General features: G+C 59.8%; 22 protein-coding genes and 2 tRNA genes. 15 read left to right on the top strand and 9 right to left on the bottom strand.

Features of this window, described 5'->3' with window-relative positions; genetic code table 11:
• Positions 1-2 precede the first annotated feature (2 nt).
• The 3 genes from F7P80_RS03550 to F7P80_RS03540 all read left to right on the top strand — a co-directional run bounded on the left by F7P80_RS03550 (position 3) and on the right by F7P80_RS03540 (position 1,920).
• A complete protein-coding gene (locus tag F7P80_RS03550) occupies positions 3-362 on the top strand; it encodes a PilZ domain-containing protein (protein WP_054067661.1) in 360 nt (119 codons plus the stop codon).
• A gap of 71 nt (positions 363-433) precedes the next feature.
• Positions 434-1,243 carry a TatD family hydrolase gene (locus F7P80_RS03545; RefSeq protein WP_151042851.1) on the top strand — a complete coding sequence of 270 codons (810 nt, stop codon included), beginning with the start codon at positions 434-436 and terminating at the stop codon, positions 1,241-1,243.
• Positions 1,240-1,920 carry an ankyrin repeat domain-containing protein gene (locus F7P80_RS03540; protein WP_054067663.1) on the top strand — a complete coding sequence of 227 codons (681 nt, stop codon included), beginning with the start codon at positions 1,240-1,242 and terminating at the stop codon, positions 1,918-1,920. The genes F7P80_RS03545 and F7P80_RS03540 overlap by 4 nt, the downstream gene beginning before the upstream one ends.
• A 145-nt stretch (positions 1,921-2,065) precedes the next feature.
• Here the strand turns inward: F7P80_RS03540 and msbA are convergent, their stop codons facing one another.
• Positions 2,066-3,844 carry a lipid A export permease/ATP-binding protein MsbA gene (gene msbA, locus F7P80_RS03535; protein ID WP_058879892.1) on the bottom strand — a complete coding sequence of 593 codons (1,779 nt, stop codon included), beginning with the start codon at positions 3,842-3,844 and terminating at the stop codon, positions 2,066-2,068.
• Between the two features lie 213 nt (positions 3,845-4,057).
• Here msbA and tolB point away from each other — a divergent pair, with 213 nt between their 5' ends.
• From tolB to F7P80_RS03505, 6 genes are all read left to right on the top strand, one after another.
• Complete coding sequence (gene tolB / locus F7P80_RS03530; protein ID WP_151042848.1) at positions 4,058-5,311, top strand: Tol-Pal system beta propeller repeat protein TolB; 1,254 nt, start codon at positions 4,058-4,060, stop codon at positions 5,309-5,311.
• A 73-nt stretch (positions 5,312-5,384) separates the two neighbouring features.
• The gene (gene pal, locus F7P80_RS03525) at positions 5,385-5,903 is read left to right on the top strand and encodes a peptidoglycan-associated lipoprotein Pal (protein ID WP_054067748.1); all 519 of its coding nucleotides are present in this window, start codon (positions 5,385-5,387) and stop codon (positions 5,901-5,903) included.
• Between the two features lie 3 nt (positions 5,904-5,906).
• A complete protein-coding gene (gene ybgF, locus F7P80_RS03520; RefSeq protein ID WP_054067666.1) occupies positions 5,907-6,659 on the top strand; it encodes a tol-pal system protein YbgF in 753 nt (250 codons plus the stop codon).
• Entirely contained in the window at positions 6,659-7,483 is an 825-nt protein-coding gene (locus F7P80_RS03515; protein WP_151042845.1) for a tRNA threonylcarbamoyladenosine dehydratase, read from the top strand. The genes ybgF and F7P80_RS03515 overlap by 1 nt, the downstream gene beginning before the upstream one ends.
• An 86-nt stretch (positions 7,484-7,569) precedes the next feature.
• A tRNA-Lys gene (locus tag F7P80_RS03510) sits at positions 7,570-7,645 on the top strand.
• A gap of 65 nt (positions 7,646-7,710) precedes the next feature.
• Positions 7,711-7,786 (top strand) — tRNA-Lys (locus F7P80_RS03505).
• A gap of 114 nt (positions 7,787-7,900) precedes the next feature.
• Here the strand turns inward: F7P80_RS03505 and ureG are convergent.
• Genes ureG through ureE form a run of 4 tightly spaced genes read right to left on the bottom strand, consistent with a single transcriptional unit; the run spans position 7,901 to position 10,256 of the window.
• Entirely contained in the window at positions 7,901-8,566 is a 666-nt protein-coding gene (ureG, locus tag F7P80_RS03500; protein ID WP_151042842.1) for an urease accessory protein UreG, read from the bottom strand.
• Positions 8,563-9,270: an urease accessory protein UreF gene (locus F7P80_RS03495; protein WP_151042839.1), complete on the bottom strand. Its 708-nt coding sequence runs from the start codon at positions 9,268-9,270 to the stop codon at positions 8,563-8,565. Before F7P80_RS03495 ends, ureG begins: the two co-directional genes overlap by 4 nt.
• 3 nt (positions 9,271-9,273) lie before the next feature.
• A complete protein-coding gene (locus F7P80_RS03490) occupies positions 9,274-9,600 on the bottom strand; it encodes a DMT family transporter (protein ID WP_058879894.1) in 327 nt (108 codons plus the stop codon).
• The gene (gene ureE, locus F7P80_RS03485) at positions 9,597-10,256 is read right to left on the bottom strand and encodes an urease accessory protein UreE (RefSeq protein WP_151042836.1); all 660 of its coding nucleotides are present in this window, start codon (positions 10,254-10,256) and stop codon (positions 9,597-9,599) included. The genes F7P80_RS03490 and ureE overlap by 4 nt, the downstream gene beginning before the upstream one ends.
• Positions 10,257-10,342: 86 nt before the next feature.
• On the opposite strand from ureE, the gene F7P80_RS03480 reads away from it, so the two are divergent.
• A complete protein-coding gene (locus F7P80_RS03480; RefSeq protein WP_151042833.1) occupies positions 10,343-10,852 on the top strand; it encodes a gamma-glutamylcyclotransferase family protein in 510 nt (169 codons plus the stop codon).
• Here F7P80_RS03480 and ureC read toward each other — a convergent pair.
• From ureC to F7P80_RS03460, 4 genes are read right to left on the bottom strand one after another with little or no spacing between them, the layout of a single operon-like run.
• Entirely contained in the window at positions 10,837-12,555 is a 1,719-nt protein-coding gene (ureC, locus tag F7P80_RS03475; protein ID WP_054067672.1) for an urease subunit alpha, read from the bottom strand. The genes F7P80_RS03480 and ureC overlap by 16 nt on opposite strands.
• Complete coding sequence (locus F7P80_RS03470; protein WP_054067673.1) at positions 12,555-12,860, bottom strand: urease subunit beta; 306 nt, start codon at positions 12,858-12,860, stop codon at positions 12,555-12,557. The genes ureC and F7P80_RS03470 overlap by 1 nt, the downstream gene beginning before the upstream one ends.
• A gap of 14 nt (positions 12,861-12,874) precedes the next feature.
• Positions 12,875-13,492, bottom strand: coding sequence for a HupE/UreJ family protein (locus tag F7P80_RS03465; RefSeq protein WP_054067674.1), 618 nt, complete (start codon positions 13,490-13,492; stop codon positions 12,875-12,877).
• A gap of 49 nt (positions 13,493-13,541) precedes the next feature.
• Entirely contained in the window at positions 13,542-13,844 is a 303-nt protein-coding gene (locus tag F7P80_RS03460; RefSeq protein ID WP_058879897.1) for an urease subunit gamma, read from the bottom strand.
• 183 nt (positions 13,845-14,027) lie between these two features.
• Between F7P80_RS03460 and F7P80_RS03455 the strand changes: the two genes are divergently transcribed.
• The 5 genes from F7P80_RS03455 (at position 14,028) to urtD (ending at position 19,488) form a co-directional block, all read left to right on the top strand.
• Positions 14,028-14,231 carry a hypothetical protein gene (locus F7P80_RS03455; RefSeq protein ID WP_151042830.1) on the top strand — a complete coding sequence of 68 codons (204 nt, stop codon included), beginning with the start codon at positions 14,028-14,030 and terminating at the stop codon, positions 14,229-14,231.
• Positions 14,228-15,499, top strand: coding sequence for an urea ABC transporter substrate-binding protein (gene urtA, locus F7P80_RS03450; protein WP_151042827.1), 1,272 nt, complete (start codon positions 14,228-14,230; stop codon positions 15,497-15,499). Before F7P80_RS03455 ends, urtA begins: the two co-directional genes overlap by 4 nt.
• A gap of 173 nt (positions 15,500-15,672) precedes the next feature.
• Positions 15,673-17,214 carry an urea ABC transporter permease subunit UrtB gene (urtB, locus tag F7P80_RS03445; RefSeq protein ID WP_249041365.1) on the top strand — a complete coding sequence of 514 codons (1,542 nt, stop codon included), beginning with the start codon at positions 15,673-15,675 and terminating at the stop codon, positions 17,212-17,214.
• A gap of 214 nt (positions 17,215-17,428) precedes the next feature.
• Positions 17,429-18,619 (top strand): urea ABC transporter permease subunit UrtC, encoded by a 1,191-nt coding sequence (urtC, locus tag F7P80_RS03440; protein WP_054067679.1) that lies wholly within the window; start codon positions 17,429-17,431, stop codon positions 18,617-18,619.
• A complete protein-coding gene (gene urtD / locus F7P80_RS03435; RefSeq protein ID WP_058879899.1) occupies positions 18,616-19,488 on the top strand; it encodes an urea ABC transporter ATP-binding protein UrtD in 873 nt (290 codons plus the stop codon). The genes urtC and urtD overlap by 4 nt, the downstream gene beginning before the upstream one ends.
• Positions 19,489-19,730: the final 242 nt, after the last annotated feature.

Genomic DNA, 19,730 nt, shown 5'->3' with positions numbered 1-19,730 from the left:
TTATGAATATGCAGTCGTCGCCACCTCGCCCCAGTGTTCTGCAGCTTGCCCTGAAGGAAAAAGGGGCTTTGTATGCAGCGTATATCCCGCTGTTTGCCAATGGCGGTATCTTTGTGGCGACCAACCGCCAGTTCCGTCTGGGCGACGATGTCTATGTGTTGCTGACCCTGCCAGATGACCCTCAGCGCTACCCCATTGCTGGCAAGGTCGGCTGGGTAACGCCTGCAGGTGCTGCAGGCAACCGCGCACAGGGCATTGGCGTGTGCTTTCCCAAGGACGACAAGTCTGTCCAGCTCAAGGCCAAGATTGAGCAGATGCTGGGCACATCCCTGGGCTCTGACCGGGCGACGCAGACGGTGTAAGCCATTTCTCTTTCCGATGCCGGCCAGGGGGACCCTCGGCCGGCATTGTTTTTTTGTGCCTTTGATTTCTCATGTTTACCGATTCTCACTGTCATCTGAATTTCCCAGAACTGTCTGCCAATCTGCCTGCGATTCAAGAAGCCATGGCACAGGCGCAGGTCACGCGTGCGCTGTGCATTTCCTGCACCATGGAAGAGTTCCCGGATGTGCATGCCCTGGCCACCACGCATGACAACCTGTGGTGTACCATCGGCGTGCACCCTGATACCGAACACATGACCGAGCCCAGTGTGGACGATCTGGTCAAGTTGGCAGGGCTGCCTCGTGTGGTGGGCATTGGTGAGACAGGGCTGGACTACTACGGCATGGAAGACCGCAAGGGCGGGCGAACGATTGCGGATATGGAGTGGCAGCGTGAGCGCTTTCGCACCCACATCCGTGCGGCGCAGCAGGCACAGAAACCGTTGGTGATTCACACCCGCGCGGCGCAGGAAGACACCATCCGCATCCTCAAGGAAGAGGGCGAAGACGGCTCTGCAGGCAGCGCAGGTGGCGTGTTCCACTGCTTTACTGAAAGCATGGAAGTGGCTAAGCAGGCGCTGGATCTGGGTTTTTACATTTCGTTTTCTGGGATCGTCACCTTCAAGAGTGCGCAATACCTGCGTGAAGTGGCCGCCTATGTGCCTGCAGACCGTATCCTGATTGAAACCGACAGTCCTTATCTGGCGCCTGTACCTTTCCGCGGCAAGACCAATACCCCTGCTTATGTCCCCTATGTGGCCAAGCAGGTCGCTGAAGTGCGCGGCATGACGGTGGAAGCCGTGGCAGCATTGACCAGTAGGAACTTTGACCAACTCTTTCAAGGTGTGGTGACGGAATGAAACGCAGAACCCTGCTGCAGGCACTGAGTGCCAGTGTGTGGATAGGTGCAATGCCATGGGTGCAGGCGGCCGATCTGGGCTCGCATTTGCACACCTTGGTCATTCGTGATGACTATCTGGGCATGCGCGACTTGCTGCGGCAGGGGTTGGATCCGAACACACGAGACCGCCAGGGCGTGCCCATGCTGGTCAAGGCCATGCAGCAGGAGTCTCTGCGTGTGGCGGATGAATTGCTCAATTCCCCCAAGATCAAGGTCGATCTGGCCAGCCCTTCAGGCGAAACCGCGCTGATGTACGCCAGCATCAAGGGCAATCTGGCGCTGGTGCAGCGGCTGCTGGCCATGGGGGCTTCGGTCAACAAGCCAGGCTGGACGCCGCTGCACTATGCCGCCAGCGCCAACCACGAGCACAGCACGGAAATCGTGCGCCTGCTGCTGGAAAACCATGCCTACATCGATGCGGAGTCCCCCAACAAGAGCACGCCGCTGATGCTGGCTGCGCAGTATGGCTCGGAGGGCATGGTCAAGCTGCTGCTGGATGGGGGCGCTGATGTACAGCTGCGCAACCAGCAGGGGCTGAGCGCCGTGGACTTTGCCCGCCGCTCCGAGCGGGAATTCATGGTCAAGATGCTGGATGAGGCCTACCAGGCCACACGCCGCTCCAAGGCCAGCTGGTAAGCACTGCAGGGCCAGAGCAAAAGCTTAAGCTCAAACTCTATAAAAAAAATAGCGCCTTGCGCTGATCCAGAGGCACTTTCAGATAGTTTTCATATTGAAAGTGGCTTGCAATCAGCGCAAGGCGCTTTGATTTTCAGAGCTGTCTTTAGTTGCCTTGGCTGCCTGTGTGTGCCTGCAGTCGGGCGTACAGACCGCCCATGGCCATCAGTTCGGCGTGGGTGCCTTGCTCGGCAATGTGGCCACGTTCCATGACCACGACACGGTTGGCATGTTCAATGGTGGACAGGCGGTGGGCAATCACCAGGGTGGTGCGGCCCTGCATCAGGGTCTGCAAGGCCTGCTGCACCAGACGCTCGGACTCGGTATCGAGCGCAGAGGTGGCCTCGTCCAGAATCAGAATCGGCGCATTCTTGTACAGCGCGCGTGCAATGGCCAGGCGCTGACGCTGACCGCCTGAGAGCTGCGTGGCGTTGTGGCCCACTTCGGTGTGGATGCCGTTGGGCATCTGGCGCACATGCTCGGCCAGATTGGCGGCCTCCAGGCAGGACCAGACGCGGGTTTCATCCACCTCCAGCCCCAGAGCCACGTTGGCGGCCACAGTGTCATTGAACATCACCACATCCTGGCTGACCATGGCGAACTGCTGGCGCAGATAGTTCAGGTCCCACTGCGGCAGGGCTAGCCCATCCATGCGCACTTCGCCCGCAGTAGGGTTGAGAAAGCGTGGCAGCAGATTGACCAGCGTGGTCTTGCCCGCACCGGACGGACCAACCAGCGCCACGACTTCACCAGGGTGAACGGTCAGGTTTACGCGGCTGAGTGCGGGGGCCTTGTCTTCGCCAAAAGAGACGCTGACATCACACAGCTCAATCTTGCCTTTGACGCTGGCTGGGCGCTGCGAGCCGCCTTGCTCGGCGGTGCTGTCTTCCATCAGCGCCAGGCCGCGCTCCAGGGCAGCCACGCCACGCGTGATGGGGTTGGCCACATCGGCCATACGGCGCAGCGGCGCAATCAGCATCAGCATGGCGCTGATGAAAGCCACAAAGCTGCCGACGGTAACGTCTTCATTGCGCCCCTGCCACAAGGCGATGCAGATCACCGCAGACAGGGCAACGGCCGCCATCAGCTGGGTGGTCGGTGTCATGGCTGCCGAGGCGATGGTGGACTTGATATTGAGCTTGCGCAGCTGGCGGCTGAGTTCCACAAAACGGTTGGTCTGGGACTGCTGTGCACCATGCAGGCGCACCATGCGGTGGGCCAGCACATTTTCTTCCACCACATAGGCCAGCGCATCGGTAGCCTGCTGGCTGCTCTTGGTGATGCGGTACAGGCGGCGCGACAGGGTCTTCATGATCCAGCCCACGGTGGGAACGATGAAGGTTACAGCCAGCGTAAGCTGCCAGTTCAGATACAGCAGATAGCCCAGCAGCGCGATCAGCGTGAAACCATCGCGTGAAATGGCCAGAAATGCCTGCACCAGCTGCGTAGCGCCGGTTTGCACCTCATACACCACGGTATTGGACAGGGCGCTGGCCGACTGCTTGGAGAACAAGTCCATCTGCGCCACCTGCACGCGCTCGAACAAATCCTTGCGCAGGCGCAGCATGCCTTCATTGGCAATGCGCGAGAGTGCATATTGACCTGCAAACTGGGCCAGCCCACGAATGAAAAAAAGCCCGATGATGAATACGGGCACCAGCCACAGGTTGAGCGTGCCCTTGGTAAAGCCGCTGTCCAGCAGTGGTTGCAGCAGGGCGGGAATCAAGGGCTCTGTCGCTGAGCCAACCAGGGTGGCAATGATGGCCAGACTCCACGCCATGCGCTGATTGCCAAAGTAGGGCGCAACGCGAGCCAGGCGCTGGCGCAGGGGCAAATCAGTGGAGGCAGGGGCTGCCATGCGGATATGGGGGGAATTGCTTTGCATGTCGCCGCCGATTCTACGTGCGCTCTCTCGGGCGCTTACGCAGTCATACACATTGACACAGCAATGGTTTGCTCGCGGGCACTGAACTGTGTGTAACATTCCCACATTACACCGGGAGCCTAATCCGGCACATGATGGCTGCGCATGAATACTGAATACCCATTCCAAGCTTTTATCTCCAGTGCAAGCACTGCACTTGCATCGCGTCGATCCATGCTCGGGGCTTTGGCGGCTGTGCCGGCCATGCCAGCGCTGGCGCAATTCCGTGTCGAAGTCAGTGGCGTTGGTCTGACGCAGATTCCGATTGCCTTGCCAGCATTCCGTGGCGAAGAGGGCGTGTCGCAGAAGATCTCTGAGATCGTTCGCGCCGACCTGGAACGCAGTGGCCTGTTTCGCAATATCCCGGCTACGGGACAGGCACTGGATGAAACCTCGCGTCCTGACATGGCAGAGTGGCGCCAGCGTGGCGCTGATGCCCTGGCAACGGGCAGCGTGACACGCCTGACCGATGGCCGCTATGACGTACGCTTCCGCCTGTGGGATGTGGTCAAGGCCCAGGACTTGGGCGGGCAGGGCTTTGTCGTGGTGCAGGGTGATCTGCGTTTGGTGGCGCACCGCATTGCTGACTTCATCTATGAAAAACTGACGGGTGAAAAAGGCATCTTCTCCACCCGCATTGCCTACGTCACCAAGGCGGGCAAGCGCTATGTGCTGTGGGTGGCAGATGCCGATGGCGAGAATGCCCAGTCTGCGTTGTCGAGCACTGAGCCCATTATTTCTCCGGCCTGGTCGCCCAACGGGGCAGAGCTGGCCTATGTGTCCTTTGAGGCACGCAAGCCCGTGATCTATGTGCACGAAGTGGCAACGGGCCGCCGCCGTCTGGTGGCGAACTTCCGTGGCTCCAACAGTGCGCCAGCCTGGTCGCCCGATGGCAAGACACTGGCTGTGACGTTGACGCGCGATGGCCTGTCCCAGCTCTACACCATCAGCTCGCATGGTGGTGAGCCCAAGCGTCTGACCCAGAGCAATGGCATTGATACCGAGCCCGCATTCTCGGCAGATGGCCAGACGATTTTCTTTGTCAGCGACCGCGGCGGCTCTCCCCAGATCTACAAGGTGCCCGTCAGTGGTGGCAGCGCGCAGCGCGTCACATTCAGCGGTAACTACAACATTTCGCCTGCGGTCAGCCCCGATGGCCGCTGGCTGGCGTACATCTCGCGTGTGGGTGGAGCTTTCAAGCTGCACGTCATGGATCTGGAAAACGGTCAGGTGTCTGCGATCACCGATACCTCCGAGGATGAAAGCCCCAGCTTCGCGCCTAACAGCCGCCTGATTGTGTATGCGACCAAGCAAGGCGGTCGTGAAGCATTGATGACGACCACACTGGACGGCAAGATCAAAGCACGTCTGGCAGGCAAAGGCGGCGAAATCCGAGAGCCTGACTGGGGTCCTTATCAAAAATATTGATTGCGACAGGTAAACCTTTGTCATCGCGCCGCGTTACAAGACTTACCTAGCATTCCTAGGAGAGGAAAAAATGATGTTTACTTTTAAACGTGTTTCTATTGCACTGTCTGTTGCGGCTTTGCTGGCCGGTTGCTCGTCCGGCGTGAAGCTGGATGAAAACGCGAACGGTGCCAACGGCAGCGACACCACTTCCGGCGCAGCCAGCGGCGTGACCGGTGTGGATCTGACCGGTATGCAAATCGACGCAGACGGTGGCCCTAAGGGCGTAGGCCGTGTGGTGTACTTCGACTTTGACAGCTTTGTCGTCAAGCCCGAAGACCAGGCACTGGTGGAAGGCAATGCCCGCTTCATCAAGGCTGATCCTGCGCGCAAGGTGACCGTTGAAGGTCACACCGACGAACGCGGTGGTCGTGAATACAACCTGGCGCTGGGCCAAAAGCGTGCCGAAGCTGTGCGTCGTTCGCTGAACCTGCTGGGCGTGAGCGACAGCCAGGTGGAAGCCGTCAGCTATGGTGAAGAAAAGCCTGCTTCCGTGGGCCATGACGAATCTGCTTACTCGCAGAACCGTCGTGCTGAAATCTCCTACCGTTAAAGCATGAACATTCGCAATCTCACTTTGCGAATGGGTGTCCGTGCACTGGCTGCCGCCAGCCTGTGCACGGCATTCATGACGCCTGCACATGCATTTCTGGAAGATGCAGAAGCTCGTCGTGCGATTCTGGAGCTGCGTCAGCGTTTCGATGCCAATGCCGAAGAAACGGCAGCCATGCGCCGAGGCATGCTGGATCTGCAGGCGCAGATCGAGTCCATGCGACGCGATATTGCGCAGCTCACAGGCACCAAGGAACAGCTGGAACGTGAAATCTCCGAGCTGCAGCGCCGTCAGAAAGATCTGGCCACAGGGCTGGATGAGCGTCTGAGCAAGTTTGAGCCTGTACAGGTGCAGATGGACGGCCTGGAATTCTCGGCAGACCCTGCAGAAAAGCGCGATTTTGATGCTGCGCTGGAAAAGTTCCGCGCCGGTGACTTTGCAGACGCGCGCAAGGCTTTTGCGAATTTTGTCAATACCTATCCAGGTAGTGGCTACATGCCTTCGGCGCGCTTCTGGCTGGGCAATACCCAGTATGCAGGACGTGACTATAAGGAAGCCATTGCCAACTTCAGGTCCATGCTCAGAGCTGCCCCTCAGCATGAGCGCGCCGCAGACGCAACGCTGTCGATTGCGAACTGCCAGCTGGAGCTGAAAGACACCAAGGGTGCTATCCAGACGCTAGGGGAAGTGGTCAAGAACTACCCCGGCACCGAGGCCGCAACCGTGGCCAAAGAGCGTCTGCAACGTTTGAAGTAATGAGTTCCACAGAACATTCGAATGCTTCTGTCGCCAGTTCTGCTGGCGACAGTTTTTTAGAGGGTGCAGACTTGCAGCGCCGCTTCGGCGGGCTGGAACGCCTGTACGGCAGAGATGGTGCAGCACGCATCCGTGGTGCGCATGTCGCTGTGATCGGGGTAGGGGGCGTGGGCTCCTGGGCGGCAGAAGCACTGGCACGCAGTGGCGTTGGCAGTCTCACGCTGATTGATCTGGACAATGTGGCCGAGTCCAATGTGAATCGCCAGATCCATGCGCTTACTGACACACTGGGCAAGGCCAAGGTAGAGGCCATGCGTGAGCGCATTGCACAGATCAACCCAGCCTGTGTCGTGCATTGCATTGAAGATTTTGTGGAGCCTGAGAACTGGCCGCAGATCCTGCCCGCGGGTGTAGATGCGGTGATTGATGCCTGTGACCAGGTCAAGGCCAAGCTGGCCATGGCCCAGTGGGCACGCAGAAACAAGCGCATGTTGATGACGGTGGGTGCAGCCGGCGGCAAGCGTCTGGCCCACAAGGTAGAGGTCGATGATCTGTCTCAGGTCACGCATGACCCATTGCTGGCCCAGCTGCGCTATCGCCTGCGCAAGGAATTCAACGCTCCCCGCGATGGCAAGAAGATGGGGGTTGTGACCGTCTTCAGCCGCGAGACCGTGATGCAGCCCGATGCATCGTGCCAGATGTCTGGGGCAGACGGCACACTCAACTGCAGCGGCTATGGCTCGGTGGTGTCTGTGACCGCCACCTTTGGCATGTGCGCCGTGGGCTGGGTGCTGGATGAGATTGCGAAGAACCCGAAAAAGTAGCACGTTTTTTCAAAAACACCAAAAAAGTGCTGCTACAATCCATTTATTCGCTGATCAGCACAGCTTGCTGTTCTGATTAGTAGGTCGGGTCTTTAGCTCAGTCGGTAGAGCAGCGGACTTTTAATCCGTTGGTCGAGGGTTCGAATCCCTCAGGACCCACCAAAAGATTTGTAGCCCTGCTACTGTAAAAATAGCAGGGCTTTGTTATTCAGTTGAAAGTTTCGGGCGGGTCTTTAGCTCAGTCGGTAGAGCAGCGGACTTTTAATCCGTTGGTCGAGGGTTCGAATCCCTCAGGACCCACCACCATCAAGCGCCATAGCTCCAAGAGCTGTGGCGCTTTTTTGTTTTTTCTGTGCTTTGTCACGCTGGACGAGGGTACAGTGGGAGCCGCAGCTCCCCTCCGCAGTCGTGCAGCAATTAGCTGTTGCTCACCAGCAAGCCCTGTTTTTCGATAAACGCAATCACTTCCTCAAGTCCATCCAAAGTCTTCAGATTGGTCATCACAAAGGGCTTGAGACCCTTGGGTGTGGTGCGCTGCTTGATGGTGTCGCTGCGCATGATGTCCAGATTGGCGCCCACGTGCGGCGCCAGATCGATCTTGTTGATGACGAACAGGTCGCTCTTGGTAATGCCGGGGCCACCTTTGCGTGGAATTTTTTCGCCTGCGGCTACGTCGATCACGTAGATGGTCAGATCGGACAGCTCGGGGCTGAAGGTCGCTGCCAGGTTGTCACCGCCCGATTCGATAAAGATGATGTCTGCATTCGGAAAATCCACCAGCATGCGGTTGATGGCTTCCAGATTGATGGAGGCGTCTTCACGGATGGCTGTGTGCGGGCAGCCACCGGTTTCCACACCCATGATGCGCTCGGGCGGAAGGGCACCGCTGATGGTCAGCAGGCGCTGGTCTTCCTTGGTGTAGATGTCATTGGTGATGGCAATCAGGTCCCACTTCTCGCGCATGGCCTTGCACAGCATTTCGAGGATGGTGGTTTTGCCGGAGCCGACAGGGCCGCCAATGCCTACGCGCAGTGGTGGCAGTTTCTTGGTACGGTTGGGAATGTGATGCAGTGCAGTGCTCATGAACGAAAGAGGCGTGAGTATTGGTGTTCATGCCGTGCCGAAAGAATGGCCAGCATGGGCGAAAAAGCTTGTCGTGCTCCGTCGGGCAGGGTGAGGGCATGCTCAACGGCGGCAGGAATTTCGTGGGTCAGCCGTGCCAGGATGCGCTGGCCAGCGCTCTGGCCCAGTGGCACGGCCTTGATGGCCGCCTGCGTCATGTTCTCGGCCCAGCCAAAGGCATAGGCCAGCAGGGCATAGCGTGTCGTGGCACCGGCCAGCATGGCGGCCAGTGAGAAGGCCAGTGGGTAGCTGGCGTCCTGCGCGCCCAGCCATTGCACGCGCTCCAGCGTTTCAGGCGTATCGGCGTAGCGGGTCTTGAGCCATTCGATGAGCGAGCGGCCCATTTGCTCGGTCTGCAGGCGCAGTTCACTGCTCTCGCGTGTGGTACGTACCCAGGTGTTCAGTGCTTGCAGGCGTGTGTGGTCATCCGTGGCCCAGGCAGGCATGGCCTGGGCAATGGCTGCCATATCGCCACGTGACTGGGTGAGGTGCAGTTGATCGACCAGCCAGCGCGCCGCTTCATCTTCTGTAGTGACCAGGGCAGCATTGATCGCTGCTTCCAGGCCTTCTGAATAGGAGAATCCTCCAATGGGCAGCGCCGGAGAGGCCAGCCACATCAGCTGCAGAAAGCTGCCTGAGGTCAGGTGCAAAGGGGTCAGTGGCATGTCTCAGTCTCCGCGCAGGCTGAGGAACTTCAGTCCCACAATGCCCATGATGATCAAACCAAAGCAGGCCATGCGGGCCACGCTGCGGTCTTCGTCCAGAACCAGCATGCCGTAGGCTGCAGTGCCAACGGCACCAATGCCCACCCAGACCGCATAGGCCGTGCCCACCGGAATGCTGCGTGTGGCCAGCGACAGCAAATACATGCTGGCCGCAATAAAGGCAAAGCAGAACAGGCTGGGCCACAGACGCGTGAAACCTTCCGTGCGTGGCATGGCAGCCGCATAGAAGATTTCACACAGACCGGCAGCGATCAGAAAGACCCAGCTCATCCACCACAACCTTTGCCGTGGGAGTGGTCGCAGCAGTGACCGTGTTCATGCTCATGCTCATGCTCATGCGCATGGTGATGGCCATGGCCGCAGCAGCCTTCGTCATGGACGTGTTGGTGTTGTGCATGTCCGTGGTCATGCCCATGGCCGTGATCGTGTGTGTGGCTGTGATGGTGGTGGCTGTGACCATCATTGGTCACATGGCCGCCATAGGCGCCGCCTTCGGGCTCAAACGGCAGATCAGCCTCAACCACCGTCATGTGCATGCTGCGCAGCATGTCGGCCAGCACGTGGTCGGGTTCAATCTTGAGGTGGTCGGGCTGCAGCTCAATGGGTACATGGCGGTTGCCCAGGTGGTAGGCCGCGCGCATCAGGTCAAAGGCTGTGCCGTGTTCGGCGCAGGCCGTGATCTTGAGCACCTTTTGCGGTGCGGCAATCACGCGCACCATGGAGCCATCTTCGGCGACCAGCACATCGCCGCCGCGCACGGCCTGGCCGCGTGGCAGAAAGATGGCCAGTTCACGGCCCTGGCTGTCGGTGGCGGCAAAGCGCGATTTCTGGCGCACATCCCAGTCCAGCTCCACGGTGGCAGCACGCTGGAGCAGCACGCGGGCCAGGCCCTGGCCCTGGGGAAGGAGTTTGTTGATGGTCAACATAGGTTTCTTACTTTCAAAAGGGGAGCTACAAACTGGCGCGAATCGTGCATCTCGCACGGTTTTCATCACTTGATAGCATGACAGACATGTCAACCCCTTTTGCACTTTCTTCGGTGGCTGCAACGGACTGGCAGCCTTGTGGTGTGGGCCATGTGGCGGTGTACGGGACCTTGCGTGCCGGTGGCATCAACGACATTGCACGGTTGCGTCCGGGCATTGCCTGCATAGGGCGCACCACGCTCACAGGCACTTTGCATGATCTGGGCTACTACCCGGGCCTGCAGCTGGTAGGCACGCAGCAGGTGCTGGCAGAGGTGTATCCGCTTGATGCGGCGCTGGAACAGGCCCTCGATGGCATCGAAGGCCTGTGGCCCACCGATGTGGGCGAATACACCAAACGCATTCTGACCATGCCTGTGGCGCTGACCGGTGGCGGCACACAGATGATGGCCGTGCTGGTCTATGAAGCCTTGCCCACCACGGTGCAGCATGCGCCTGTGGTGCCTGCCAGCGACTGGCTGGCCTGGTATGCGGGCAAGGGTGTTCAGCATCCTGGTACGGCCTTTACGCTCAACACACTTCAGAACAGGAAGTAGCGCTGGGCCATGGGCAGGCTCCTTGCTGGTTCACAGGTCAGGAGCTGCCCGTCCGCACGCACGGCATAAGTCTGTGCATCCACTTCCATGCGTGGCGCCAGATCGTTGTGGATCATGTGCTGCTTTTGCACGCCGCGAATGCCTTTGACGGCGGACAGCGTTTTGTGCAGCCCAAAGCGTTCCCTAATGCCTGCGGCCAAACCAGCTTGCGAAACAAACGTCAGCGAGGTCTTGGCAATGGCGCCACCGAACGCACCAAACATGGGACGGTAGTGCACAGGCTGGGGCGTGGGAATGGAGGCATTCGGATCACCCATGGCGGCCATGGCGATGAAGCCACCCTTGAGAATGCAAAAGGGCTTGACGCCAAAAAATGCAGGCTTCCAGATCACGAGATCGGCCCACTTGCCCACTTCAATGCTGCCTACTTCGTGGCTGATGCCGTGGGCGATTGCGGGGTTGATGGTGTACTTGGCGATGTAGCGCTTGACGCGGAAGTTGTCGTGCCGCGCGCTGTCGCCTTGTAGTTGGCCGCGCTGCTGCTTCATCTTGTGGGCGGTTTGCCAGGTGCGCAGAATCACTTCCCCCACACGGCCCATGGCCTGGCTGTCGGAGCTGAACATGCTGATGGCACCAATGTCGTGCAGGATGTCTTCGGCCGCAATCGTTTCCTTGCGGATACGGCTTTCGGCAAAGGCCAGGTCTTCGGCAATGCTGGCGTCCAGGTGGTGGCAGACCATCAGCATGTCCACGTGCTCGTCCAGCGTGTTGATGGTGTAGGGGCGCGTGGGGTTGGTTGAAGACGGTAGCACATTGGCTTCACCCACCACTTTCAGAATGTCCGGTGCATGGCCGCCGCCCGCGCCTTCGGTGTGGAAGGTGTGGATGGTGCGGCCCTTGAACGCTGCCACCGTGTCTTCCACAAAGCCAGACTCATTGAGCGTGTCGGTGTGGATGGCCACCTGGGTGTCGGTTTCCTCAGCCACATCCAGACAGTTGCTGATGGCCGCAGGCGTGCTGCCCCAGTCTTCGTGGAGTTTGAGGCCAATGGCACCGGCGGCAATCTGCTCATGCAGCCCTGCTGGCAGCGCCGCATTGCCCTTGCCCAGAAAACCCAGGTTCATGGGGAAGGCGTCCGCGGCCTGCAGCATGCGCTCCATATTCCAGGGGCCAGGCGTGCAGGTGGTGGCAAAAGTACCTGTGGCCGGGCCCGTGCCGCCGCCGATCATGGTGGTCACACCACTGGTGAGCGCTTCTTCAATCTGCTGGGGTGCGATGAAATGGATGTGGGTGTCTATGCCACCGGCGGTGACGATGTTGCCCTCGCAGGAGATGATTTCCGTGCCCGGGCCAATGATGATGTCCACGCCCGGCTGCGTGTCAGGATTGCCGGCCTTGCCAATGGCTGCAATGCGCCCGTCCTTCAAGCCGATGTCGGCTTTGACAATGCCCCAGTGGTCCACGATCAGCGCATTGGTCAGTACCGTGTCCATGGCGCCTTGTTCCCGTGAGCGCTGGCTTTGTGCCATGCCATCGCGAATGGTCTTGCCGCCGCCAAACTTCACTTCCTCGCCATAGCCGCCCGCGTTCAGGGTGAAGTCTTTCTCCACTTCGATCAGCAAGTCGGTATCTGCCAGCCGCACGCGGTCACCCACGGTGGGGCCAAAGGTTTCGGCGTAGGCGCGTCGGTCCATGCTAGCCATCACAAATCTCCTTGCACCAGGCCGCGAAAGCCATAGGCCTTGCGGTTGCCTGCCAGATCAATCAGTTCCACCGTACGCTGCTGGCCCGGCTCAAAGCGCACGGCCATGCCGCTGGCAATGTTCAGGCGCTTGCCGTGGGCTGCCTGGCGGTCAAATTCCAGGCCTGCATTGGTCTCGGCAAAGTGATAGTGCGAGCCAACCTGAATCGGGCGGTCGCTGGCGTTCTTGACCACCAGCGTCAGAGTTGGGCGACCGGGGTTGAGGACGTGTACGCCCTCATCGACCAAGATTTCTCCGGGAATCATGGCAAGCCCTTTCTTCAAGCCAGACGGGTCAGCATGAAGGCGCCCAGCGCAGCGGTCAGGCCGCCAGCCACTTTGGCCAAAGTCTGAAAGCGCCGCATGACTTGGTGGCCCACTGCCATGCCAGCCAGGTGCAAGATGGCAGAGCCTGCGGCCATGCCCACGATGACGCCCGCTGCAGGGGCCAAGGACTCTTCAAATAGCTCATAGCCGTGGGCTGCGCCGTGGAAGAAGGCAAACACGCCCACCAGGCCAGCTGCCGCACCTGCGGCCATCTTCTGCTGCACCATCACGAGCAGCCCCAGCACCAGCACGGAGGCAGCAATCATGGGCTCGATCGCAGGGATTTGCAGACCAGCAAAACCTGCCAGGCAGCCTGCAACCAAGAGTGCCACAAAGCCTGCAGGCGCGGCCCAGGCCTTGCCGGACTTGCCAAAGGCCAGTGCACTCCAGGCACCGACTGCCAGCATGGCGGCCAGGTGGTCGGCACCGCCAAAGGGGTGGGCAATGGCGTGGGTGAAGCTGTCCAGAAAAGTATGGTGGCCGCCGCCATCACTGCCCACATGGGCGAGGGCGGTCAGAGGCAGGGCTGCAGCTGTGGCAACGGAAGCGGCAATCAGGTGTTTAGTTTTCATAGCTGTTAGCGCAGATGGGATAAGGGCTGGAGGCCAAAAAGGCTTGTAATCAAACAATGGGTTCGTGCACCGTGACCAGCTTGGTGCCGTCTGGGAAGGTGGCTTCGATCTGGATGTCGGGAATCATTTCAGGCACACCGTCCATGACGTCCTCACGCGTCAGCACGGTGCGGCCTTCACTCATGAGTTGGGCTACGGTCTTGCCATCGCGTGCGCCTTCCATCACAAAGGCGCTGATCAGGGCCACGGCTTCGGGGTAGTTCAGCTTCAGGCCTCGGGCCTTGCGGCGTTCGGACAGCAGGGCTGCGGTAAAGATCAGCAGCTTGTCTTTTTCTCTTGGCGTCAATTCCATTACAGCTTCCTTAATGGGTCCGAGCAGTCGGCTGCGCCGACTGACCGCGGGGAGTTAATTCCATCGTTTCGATTCCCTCGTCGGTAGACGTATTGGTGTGGGGCATCTGTGCCCCTTGCTATGCAATCTGCAAGAGGCGTGCCAAGCGCTGTTGTGGTGCGTGGCGTTGTCTTTTTTGGTGCCATGACTGGACGCGCTCTGGATGTGCCCGTGGCGCAGTTGGTGCGTCTGCGTTCTGTTGTGGTGCATCGCTGGATGGGGCGCACCAATAGCGTGAATTGCATGGATTGGTCTGAAAGTGGCACACCGCTTGCTTTGAAGTGCAGCAAGCTGGTCAGGGAGGCCAGCGAATACTTCATACAGCCCATTGAGGAGCACTTTCCATGACCCAGCGTCGTTTCACTTTGAAGTCTTTGGCTGCTGCTGCAGCTGTTGCAGGTTTGGGTTTTACCGGTCTGGCTGCACAGGCGGCAGACACCATCAAGGTGGGTGTGCTGCATGCACTGTCGGGCACCATGGCCATTTCGGAAACTGCGCTCAAGGACATGGCCCTGATGACCATTGAGGAAATCAACGCAAAGGGTGGTGTGCTGGGCAAGAAGCTGGAGCCTGTGGTGATTGACACCGCCTCCAACTGGCCGCTGGCGGCAGAAAAGGCCAAGCAGCTGATCAGCCAGGACAAGGTGGCTGTGACCTTTGGCTGCTGGACTTCGGTGTGCCGCAAGTCCGTGCTGCCCGTCTATGAAGAAAACAACGCCCTGCTGTTCTACCCCGTGCAGTACGAAGGCGAAGAGCTGAGCAAGAACGTGTTCTACACCGGCGCAGCGCCCAACCAGCAGGCCATTCCCGCCGTGGAATACCTGATGAGCGAAGACGGTGGTGCTGCCAAGCGCTGGGTGCTGCTGGGCACAGACTATGTCTACCCCCGCACAGCCAACAAGATCCTGCGTGCCTTCCTGAAGTCCAAGGGTGTGGATGACAAGGACATCATGGAGGCCTACACCCCCTTCGGCCACAGCGACTACCAGACCATCGTGGCGGACATCAAGAAGTTCTCTGCCGGTGGCAAGACAGCGGTGATCTCCACCATCAATGGCGACTCCAACGTGCCTTTCTACAAGGAACTGGGCAATGCGGGCCTGAAGGCCACCGATGTACCCGTGGTGGCTTTCTCCGTGGGTGAGGAAGAGCTGCGCGGTCTGGACCCCAAGCCGCTGGTGGGTCATCTGGCTTCGTGGAACTACTTCATGAGCGTGAAGAACCCCACCAACGAAGCCTGGATCAAGCAGTGGAGCGACTACGCCAAGGCCAAGAACCTGCCTGGCCAGTCCACCAAGCCTCTGACCAATGACCCCATGGAAGCCACCTACGTGGGCATCAACATGTGGAAGCAGGCCGTGGAAAAGGCCAAGAGCACCGATCCGGACAAGGTGATTGCCGCCATGGCGGGCCAGACCTTCCAGGCACCCAGCGGCTATGTGCTGACCATGGACCCCAAGAACCACCACCTGCACAAGCCTGTGCTGATTGGCGAGATCAAGGCCGATGGCCAGTTTGACGTGGTGTGGCAGACCAAAGGCCCCATCAAGGCCCAGCCCTGGAGCCCTTTCATTGAAGGCAACGACAAGAAGAAGGACGAGCCAGAGACAAAGTAAGCGCTGCAAACACCGAATCTGGCACAGCTGTTGCGAGGCAGTGCCAGACCCGGAATCTCTGTTGCAAGGGCCCGTCCGGTGTGACGGGCTTTTTGTTGATTGGACTGCTTATGTTTTTACCTCTCTTGCGCCTTATCAGGCCCTGGCTGGGAGCTGCCATAGCGGCTGCCGCCATGAGCCAGCTGCCGGCCCATGCGCTCACGGCAGAACAAGCCCTGGCCATGGCCGATGGCGACAACAACAGCCGTATTGCGGCCATGCAAGACGCTGTCGCCCATGGTGACGCTGCCCGCGTGGCGCAGTTTCTGAATGCCCTGCGTGATGGCGAAGTGCAGCATGGCGAAGGCCGTGCTTTCATCGTGCGCGGTGGTGCGGCCATCGACCCAGTCAGCGGCACTGCTACCAGTCTGCCTGCGGCGGCAGAAGACGCACGCACCAACAACCGCCTGCGCCGTGAAATTGCCAATGCGCTGGCAGAACTGAATTTGTGGGTGGGCACAGACAGCGAGCGCCTGGAAGCTGCGCGCGCCATGCTCAAGGGCGCCAACCCGGATCGCCTTGCCACGCTGGAAAAGGCGCTGGCACAGGAAAAACATGAAGCGGTGCGTGCAGAGCTGGAACTGGCACGCTCTGCCGCCTTGCTGGGCAGTGCCGACGCAGCGCAGCGCATGGCAGCAGCCGTGCAGCTGGCGCAAAAAGCCTCACCGCAGACACGCCTGCTACTCAACGAACAGTTATCCAGCGAGCAGGATGACAAGGTCAAGGCAGCCCTCAAGCGTGCGCTGGCTGAAGTAGAAGACAAGCTGGCCTGGGGCGAGCGCCTTGGGGTTGCTTTCACCGGCGTGAGTCTGGGCTCCATCTTGCTGCTGGTGGCGCTGGGGTTGGCCATCACCTACGGCCTGATGGGTGTGATCAACATGGCCCACGGCGAGCTGATGATGATTGGCGCCTATGCCACCTTTGTGGTGCAGGGCGTATTCCGCAGCTATCTGCCCGATTTCTTTGACTGGTATTTGCTGGCTGCCGTGCCTGTGGCCTTCATGGCCTCAGCATTGGTGGGTGCCATCATGGAGCGCGGGGTGCTGTGCTTTCTGTACGGCCGTCCGCTGGAGACGCTGCTGGCCACCTGGGGCATTTCGCTGGTGCTGATGCAGCTGGTGCGCAGCGTCTTTGGCGCCCAGAACGTGGCCGTGGAAAACCCCGTGTGGATGAGCGGCGGCTGGCAGGTGCTGCCCAATCTGACACTGCCGTTCAACCGCCTGATCATCATTGCCTTTGCCTTTGCGGTGCTGGCAGGGGTGGCCTACATCATCGCCAGAACCCGCATGGGTCTGTTTGTGCGCGGTGTGACGCAAAACCGCCCGATTGCCTCGTGCATGGGCGTGAACACCGCACGCGTGGACACCATGGCCTTCGCACTGGGCAGCGGCATTGCCGGGCTGGCGGGCTGCGCGCTGAGCCAGGTGGGCAATGTGGGGCCGGACCTGGGGCAGAGCTACATCGTGGACTCGTTCATGGTGGTGGTGCTCGGCGGCGTGGGCCAGCTGGCTGGCACGGTGTATGCCGCGCTGGGGCTAGGCATTCTCAACAAGTTCCTCGAAGGCTGGACCGGTGCGGTGCTGGCCAAGATCGCGGTGCTGGTTTTCATCATTGCTTTCATCCAGAAGCGGCCCCAAGGCATCTTCGCGATGAAGGGACGCAGCGCGGAAACATGAAACACCCCCTGAATCGCTTTGCCCACGTGCAGCCACCAGAGGCGGCTGCTCTTCGTTGCCGTCCAAGCCTGCGCAGGCAGGCTTGGAGCCGCGGCACTCAGCCCCCTTTCTCGCTATGCGAGAAGCGGAACGACAGCCTCGCTGTGGGGCGGCCCTTGCTCGCTGTCTCTGGCGAATGTGGGTGTCGTTATGCGCATGCTGAAGGAACCAAGTTATGAATGCTTCAACAACATTAAAGAGCAGCGTATTTGTGCCGGTGGAATTGCCCGATCGCAAGCCGCTGCTGAGCAAGGCGGGCTGGTCCGCCTTTATGGTGGCGCTGATCGTGGTCTGCGCTGTAGCGCCGGTGCTCAACCTCTGGGTGCCAGAGGGCAGTGCGCTCCACCTGTCTGACTATGCCGTGCGGCTGCTGGGCAAGATCATGTGCTTTGCCATCTGCGCACTGGCCATGGACTTGATCTGGGGCTACACCGGCATTCTGAGTCTGGGCCACGGCCTGTTCTTTGCGCTGGGTGGCTATGTGATGGGCATGTACCTGAGCCGCCAGTCGGCCGGGCCGGATGCGCTGCCTGCCTTCATGACGTTTCTGGCATGGAAGGAGCTGCCCTGGTTCTGGGCGCTGTCCGACAGCTTTATCGCCACCTTCATCCTGATCTTTGCCGTGCCCGGCCTCGTGGCCTTTGTGTTCGGCTGGTTTGCCTTCCGCTCGCGCATCAAGGGGGTGTATTTCTCCATCATCACGCAGGCGCTGACCTATGCGGCCATGCTGCTGTTCTTTCGCAATGAGACCGGCTTTGGCGGCAACAACGGCTTTACCGACTTCAAAAGCATCCTCGGCATGCCGCTGGCTACGCAGGAAATGCGCATGGCGCTGTTCGTCATCACCGGCTGCACGCTGCTGGGCTTTTTCCTGCTGGCGCGCTGGCTGGTGCGCAGCAAGTTTGGCCGCGTGCTGCAGGCCATCCGCGATGCCGAGTCGCGCGTGATGTTCTCGGGCTACTCGCCCCTGCCGTACAAGCTGACCATTTGGGTCATCAGCGCCATGATGTGCGGTGTGGCAGGTGCGCTCTATGTGCCGCAGGTGGGCATCATCAACCCCGTGGAAATGTCACCGGCCAACTCCATCGAGATCGCGGTGTGGACGGCCGTGGGCGGCCGCGCCAGCCTGATTGGCCCCATCGTCGGTGCCTTTGCCGTCAATGGTGCCAAGAGCTGGCTGACGGTGGCAGCGCCTGAGATCTGGCTGTACTTCCTCGGCGCGCTGTTCATTGCCGTGACGCTGTGGATGCCCGATGGCATCGTCGGTCTGGTGCGCAAGCTGCGCCGCAAGAAGACGCCAGCGGCGCCAGTCACCGCGACCGAAGCCAATCAAACCTCTGTGCGCAAGGAAGGAGGTGCGGCATGACCCCGGACCTGATGGAAGCGGGCGCTGCCCGCATGCGTGCGGCCGTGGAAAAAGCGGCCCTCAATACCGAATCCGGCGGCCGCAGCGCCAGCATGAAGCGCATTGCCGTGCCCGGTGAGGTGGATGTGACCCATGGCCGCATCCTGTACCTGGAAGATGTGCATGTGAGCTTTGACGGCTTCAAGGCCATCAACGGCCTGAACCTGGACATCGCGCCCGGCGAGCTGCGCTGCATCATCGGACCCAATGGTGCAGGCAAGACCACGATGATGGACATCATCACCGGCAAGACCCGGCCCGACAAAGGCACGGTGTTCTTTGGCAGCACCATTGACCTGCTGCGCCATAACGAACCCGAAATTGCCCAGCTGGGCATTGGCCGCAAGTTCCAGAAACCCACGGTGTTCGAGCAGCTGACGGTGTTCGAGAACCTGGAGCTGGCGCTCAAGACGCACAAGGGCGTCAAGCACAGCATGTTCTTCAAGCTCGACAGCGCGCAAAAAGACCGGCTGGCCGACATCTTGCACACCATCCACCTGGCGGCAGAAGTGAACCGCGAGGCAGGTGTGCTCAGCCACGGCCAGAAGCAGTGGCTGGAGATTGGCATGCTGCTCATGCAGGAGCCCAAGCTGCTGCTGCTCGATGAACCCGTGGCCGGCATGACAGACGACGAAACCGCCCGCACGGCCGAGCTGTTCCTCACGCTCAAGGGCAAGCACAGCCTGATGGTGGTGGAGCACGACATGTCCTTCATCAACACCATCAGCGAAAAGGTGACGGTGCTGTGTGATGGCAGCGTGCTGGCCGAAGGCACGCTGGCCCAGGTGCAAGCCGATGAGCGCGTGATCGAAGTCTACTTAGGACGGTAGTGATATGCATATCAGCCTTGATACGTCGTTGCAAAGCCTTGCCGTAGCGCTGCTACTGTCTGCGGCTTTGCGCCTCGTCTCAAACGCACCTCTGCGAGGTGCTGGCTGATCTGCATATCTGTGTAGAAGCTATAGCAGTTAGCGCTTGAATATCAATGATTTCAGATAGTTTTCTCTGTGAAATCAAGCATTGACAAGCGCTGGCAGCTATCAAGATAGAAAAGCAGTTCTCTGAAAAATGA

Source organism: Comamonas kerstersii, assembly GCF_008801935.1.
In the GTDB taxonomy this organism is placed as follows: domain Bacteria; phylum Pseudomonadota; class Gammaproteobacteria; order Burkholderiales; family Burkholderiaceae_C; genus Comamonas; species Comamonas kerstersii.
The sequence above is the reverse complement of the archived record's forward strand: the minus strand, read 5'-3'. Positions and strand labels throughout refer to the sequence as shown.

Coding starts and splice junctions, on each gene's coding strand:
- F7P80_RS03550 (WP_054067661.1), top strand. CDS start 3: ATGAATATGCAGTCGTCGCCACCTCGCCCCAGTGTTCTGCAGCTTGCC.
- F7P80_RS03545 (WP_151042851.1), top strand. CDS start 434: ATGTTTACCGATTCTCACTGTCATCTGAATTTCCCAGAACTGTCTGCC.
- F7P80_RS03540 (WP_054067663.1), top strand. CDS start 1,240: ATGAAACGCAGAACCCTGCTGCAGGCACTGAGTGCCAGTGTGTGGATA.
- msbA (WP_058879892.1), bottom strand. CDS start 3,844: ATGCAAAGCAATTCCCCCCATATCCGCATGGCAGCCCCTGCCTCCACT.
- tolB (WP_151042848.1), top strand. CDS start 4,058: ATGCTCGGGGCTTTGGCGGCTGTGCCGGCCATGCCAGCGCTGGCGCAA.
- pal (WP_054067748.1), top strand. CDS start 5,385: ATGTTTACTTTTAAACGTGTTTCTATTGCACTGTCTGTTGCGGCTTTG.
- ybgF (WP_054067666.1), top strand. CDS start 5,907: ATGAACATTCGCAATCTCACTTTGCGAATGGGTGTCCGTGCACTGGCT.
- F7P80_RS03515 (WP_151042845.1), top strand. CDS start 6,659: ATGAGTTCCACAGAACATTCGAATGCTTCTGTCGCCAGTTCTGCTGGC.
- ureG (WP_151042842.1), bottom strand. CDS start 8,566: ATGAGCACTGCACTGCATCACATTCCCAACCGTACCAAGAAACTGCCA.
- F7P80_RS03495 (WP_151042839.1), bottom strand. CDS start 9,270: ATGCCACTGACCCCTTTGCACCTGACCTCAGGCAGCTTTCTGCAGCTG.
- F7P80_RS03490 (WP_058879894.1), bottom strand. CDS start 9,600: ATGAGCTGGGTCTTTCTGATCGCTGCCGGTCTGTGTGAAATCTTCTAT.
- ureE (WP_151042836.1), bottom strand. CDS start 10,256: ATGTTGACCATCAACAAACTCCTTCCCCAGGGCCAGGGCCTGGCCCGC.
- F7P80_RS03480 (WP_151042833.1), top strand. CDS start 10,343: ATGTCAACCCCTTTTGCACTTTCTTCGGTGGCTGCAACGGACTGGCAG.
- ureC (WP_054067672.1), bottom strand. CDS start 12,555: ATGGCTAGCATGGACCGACGCGCCTACGCCGAAACCTTTGGCCCCACC.
- F7P80_RS03470 (WP_054067673.1), bottom strand. CDS start 12,860: ATGATTCCCGGAGAAATCTTGGTCGATGAGGGCGTACACGTCCTCAAC.
- F7P80_RS03465 (WP_054067674.1), bottom strand. CDS start 13,492: ATGAAAACTAAACACCTGATTGCCGCTTCCGTTGCCACAGCTGCAGCC.
- F7P80_RS03460 (WP_058879897.1), bottom strand. CDS start 13,844: ATGGAATTGACGCCAAGAGAAAAAGACAAGCTGCTGATCTTTACCGCA.
- F7P80_RS03455 (WP_151042830.1), top strand. CDS start 14,028: ATGACTGGACGCGCTCTGGATGTGCCCGTGGCGCAGTTGGTGCGTCTG.
- urtA (WP_151042827.1), top strand. CDS start 14,228: ATGACCCAGCGTCGTTTCACTTTGAAGTCTTTGGCTGCTGCTGCAGCT.
- urtB (WP_249041365.1), top strand. CDS start 15,673: ATGAGCCAGCTGCCGGCCCATGCGCTCACGGCAGAACAAGCCCTGGCC.
- urtC (WP_054067679.1), top strand. CDS start 17,429: ATGAATGCTTCAACAACATTAAAGAGCAGCGTATTTGTGCCGGTGGAA.
- urtD (WP_058879899.1), top strand. CDS start 18,616: ATGACCCCGGACCTGATGGAAGCGGGCGCTGCCCGCATGCGTGCGGCC.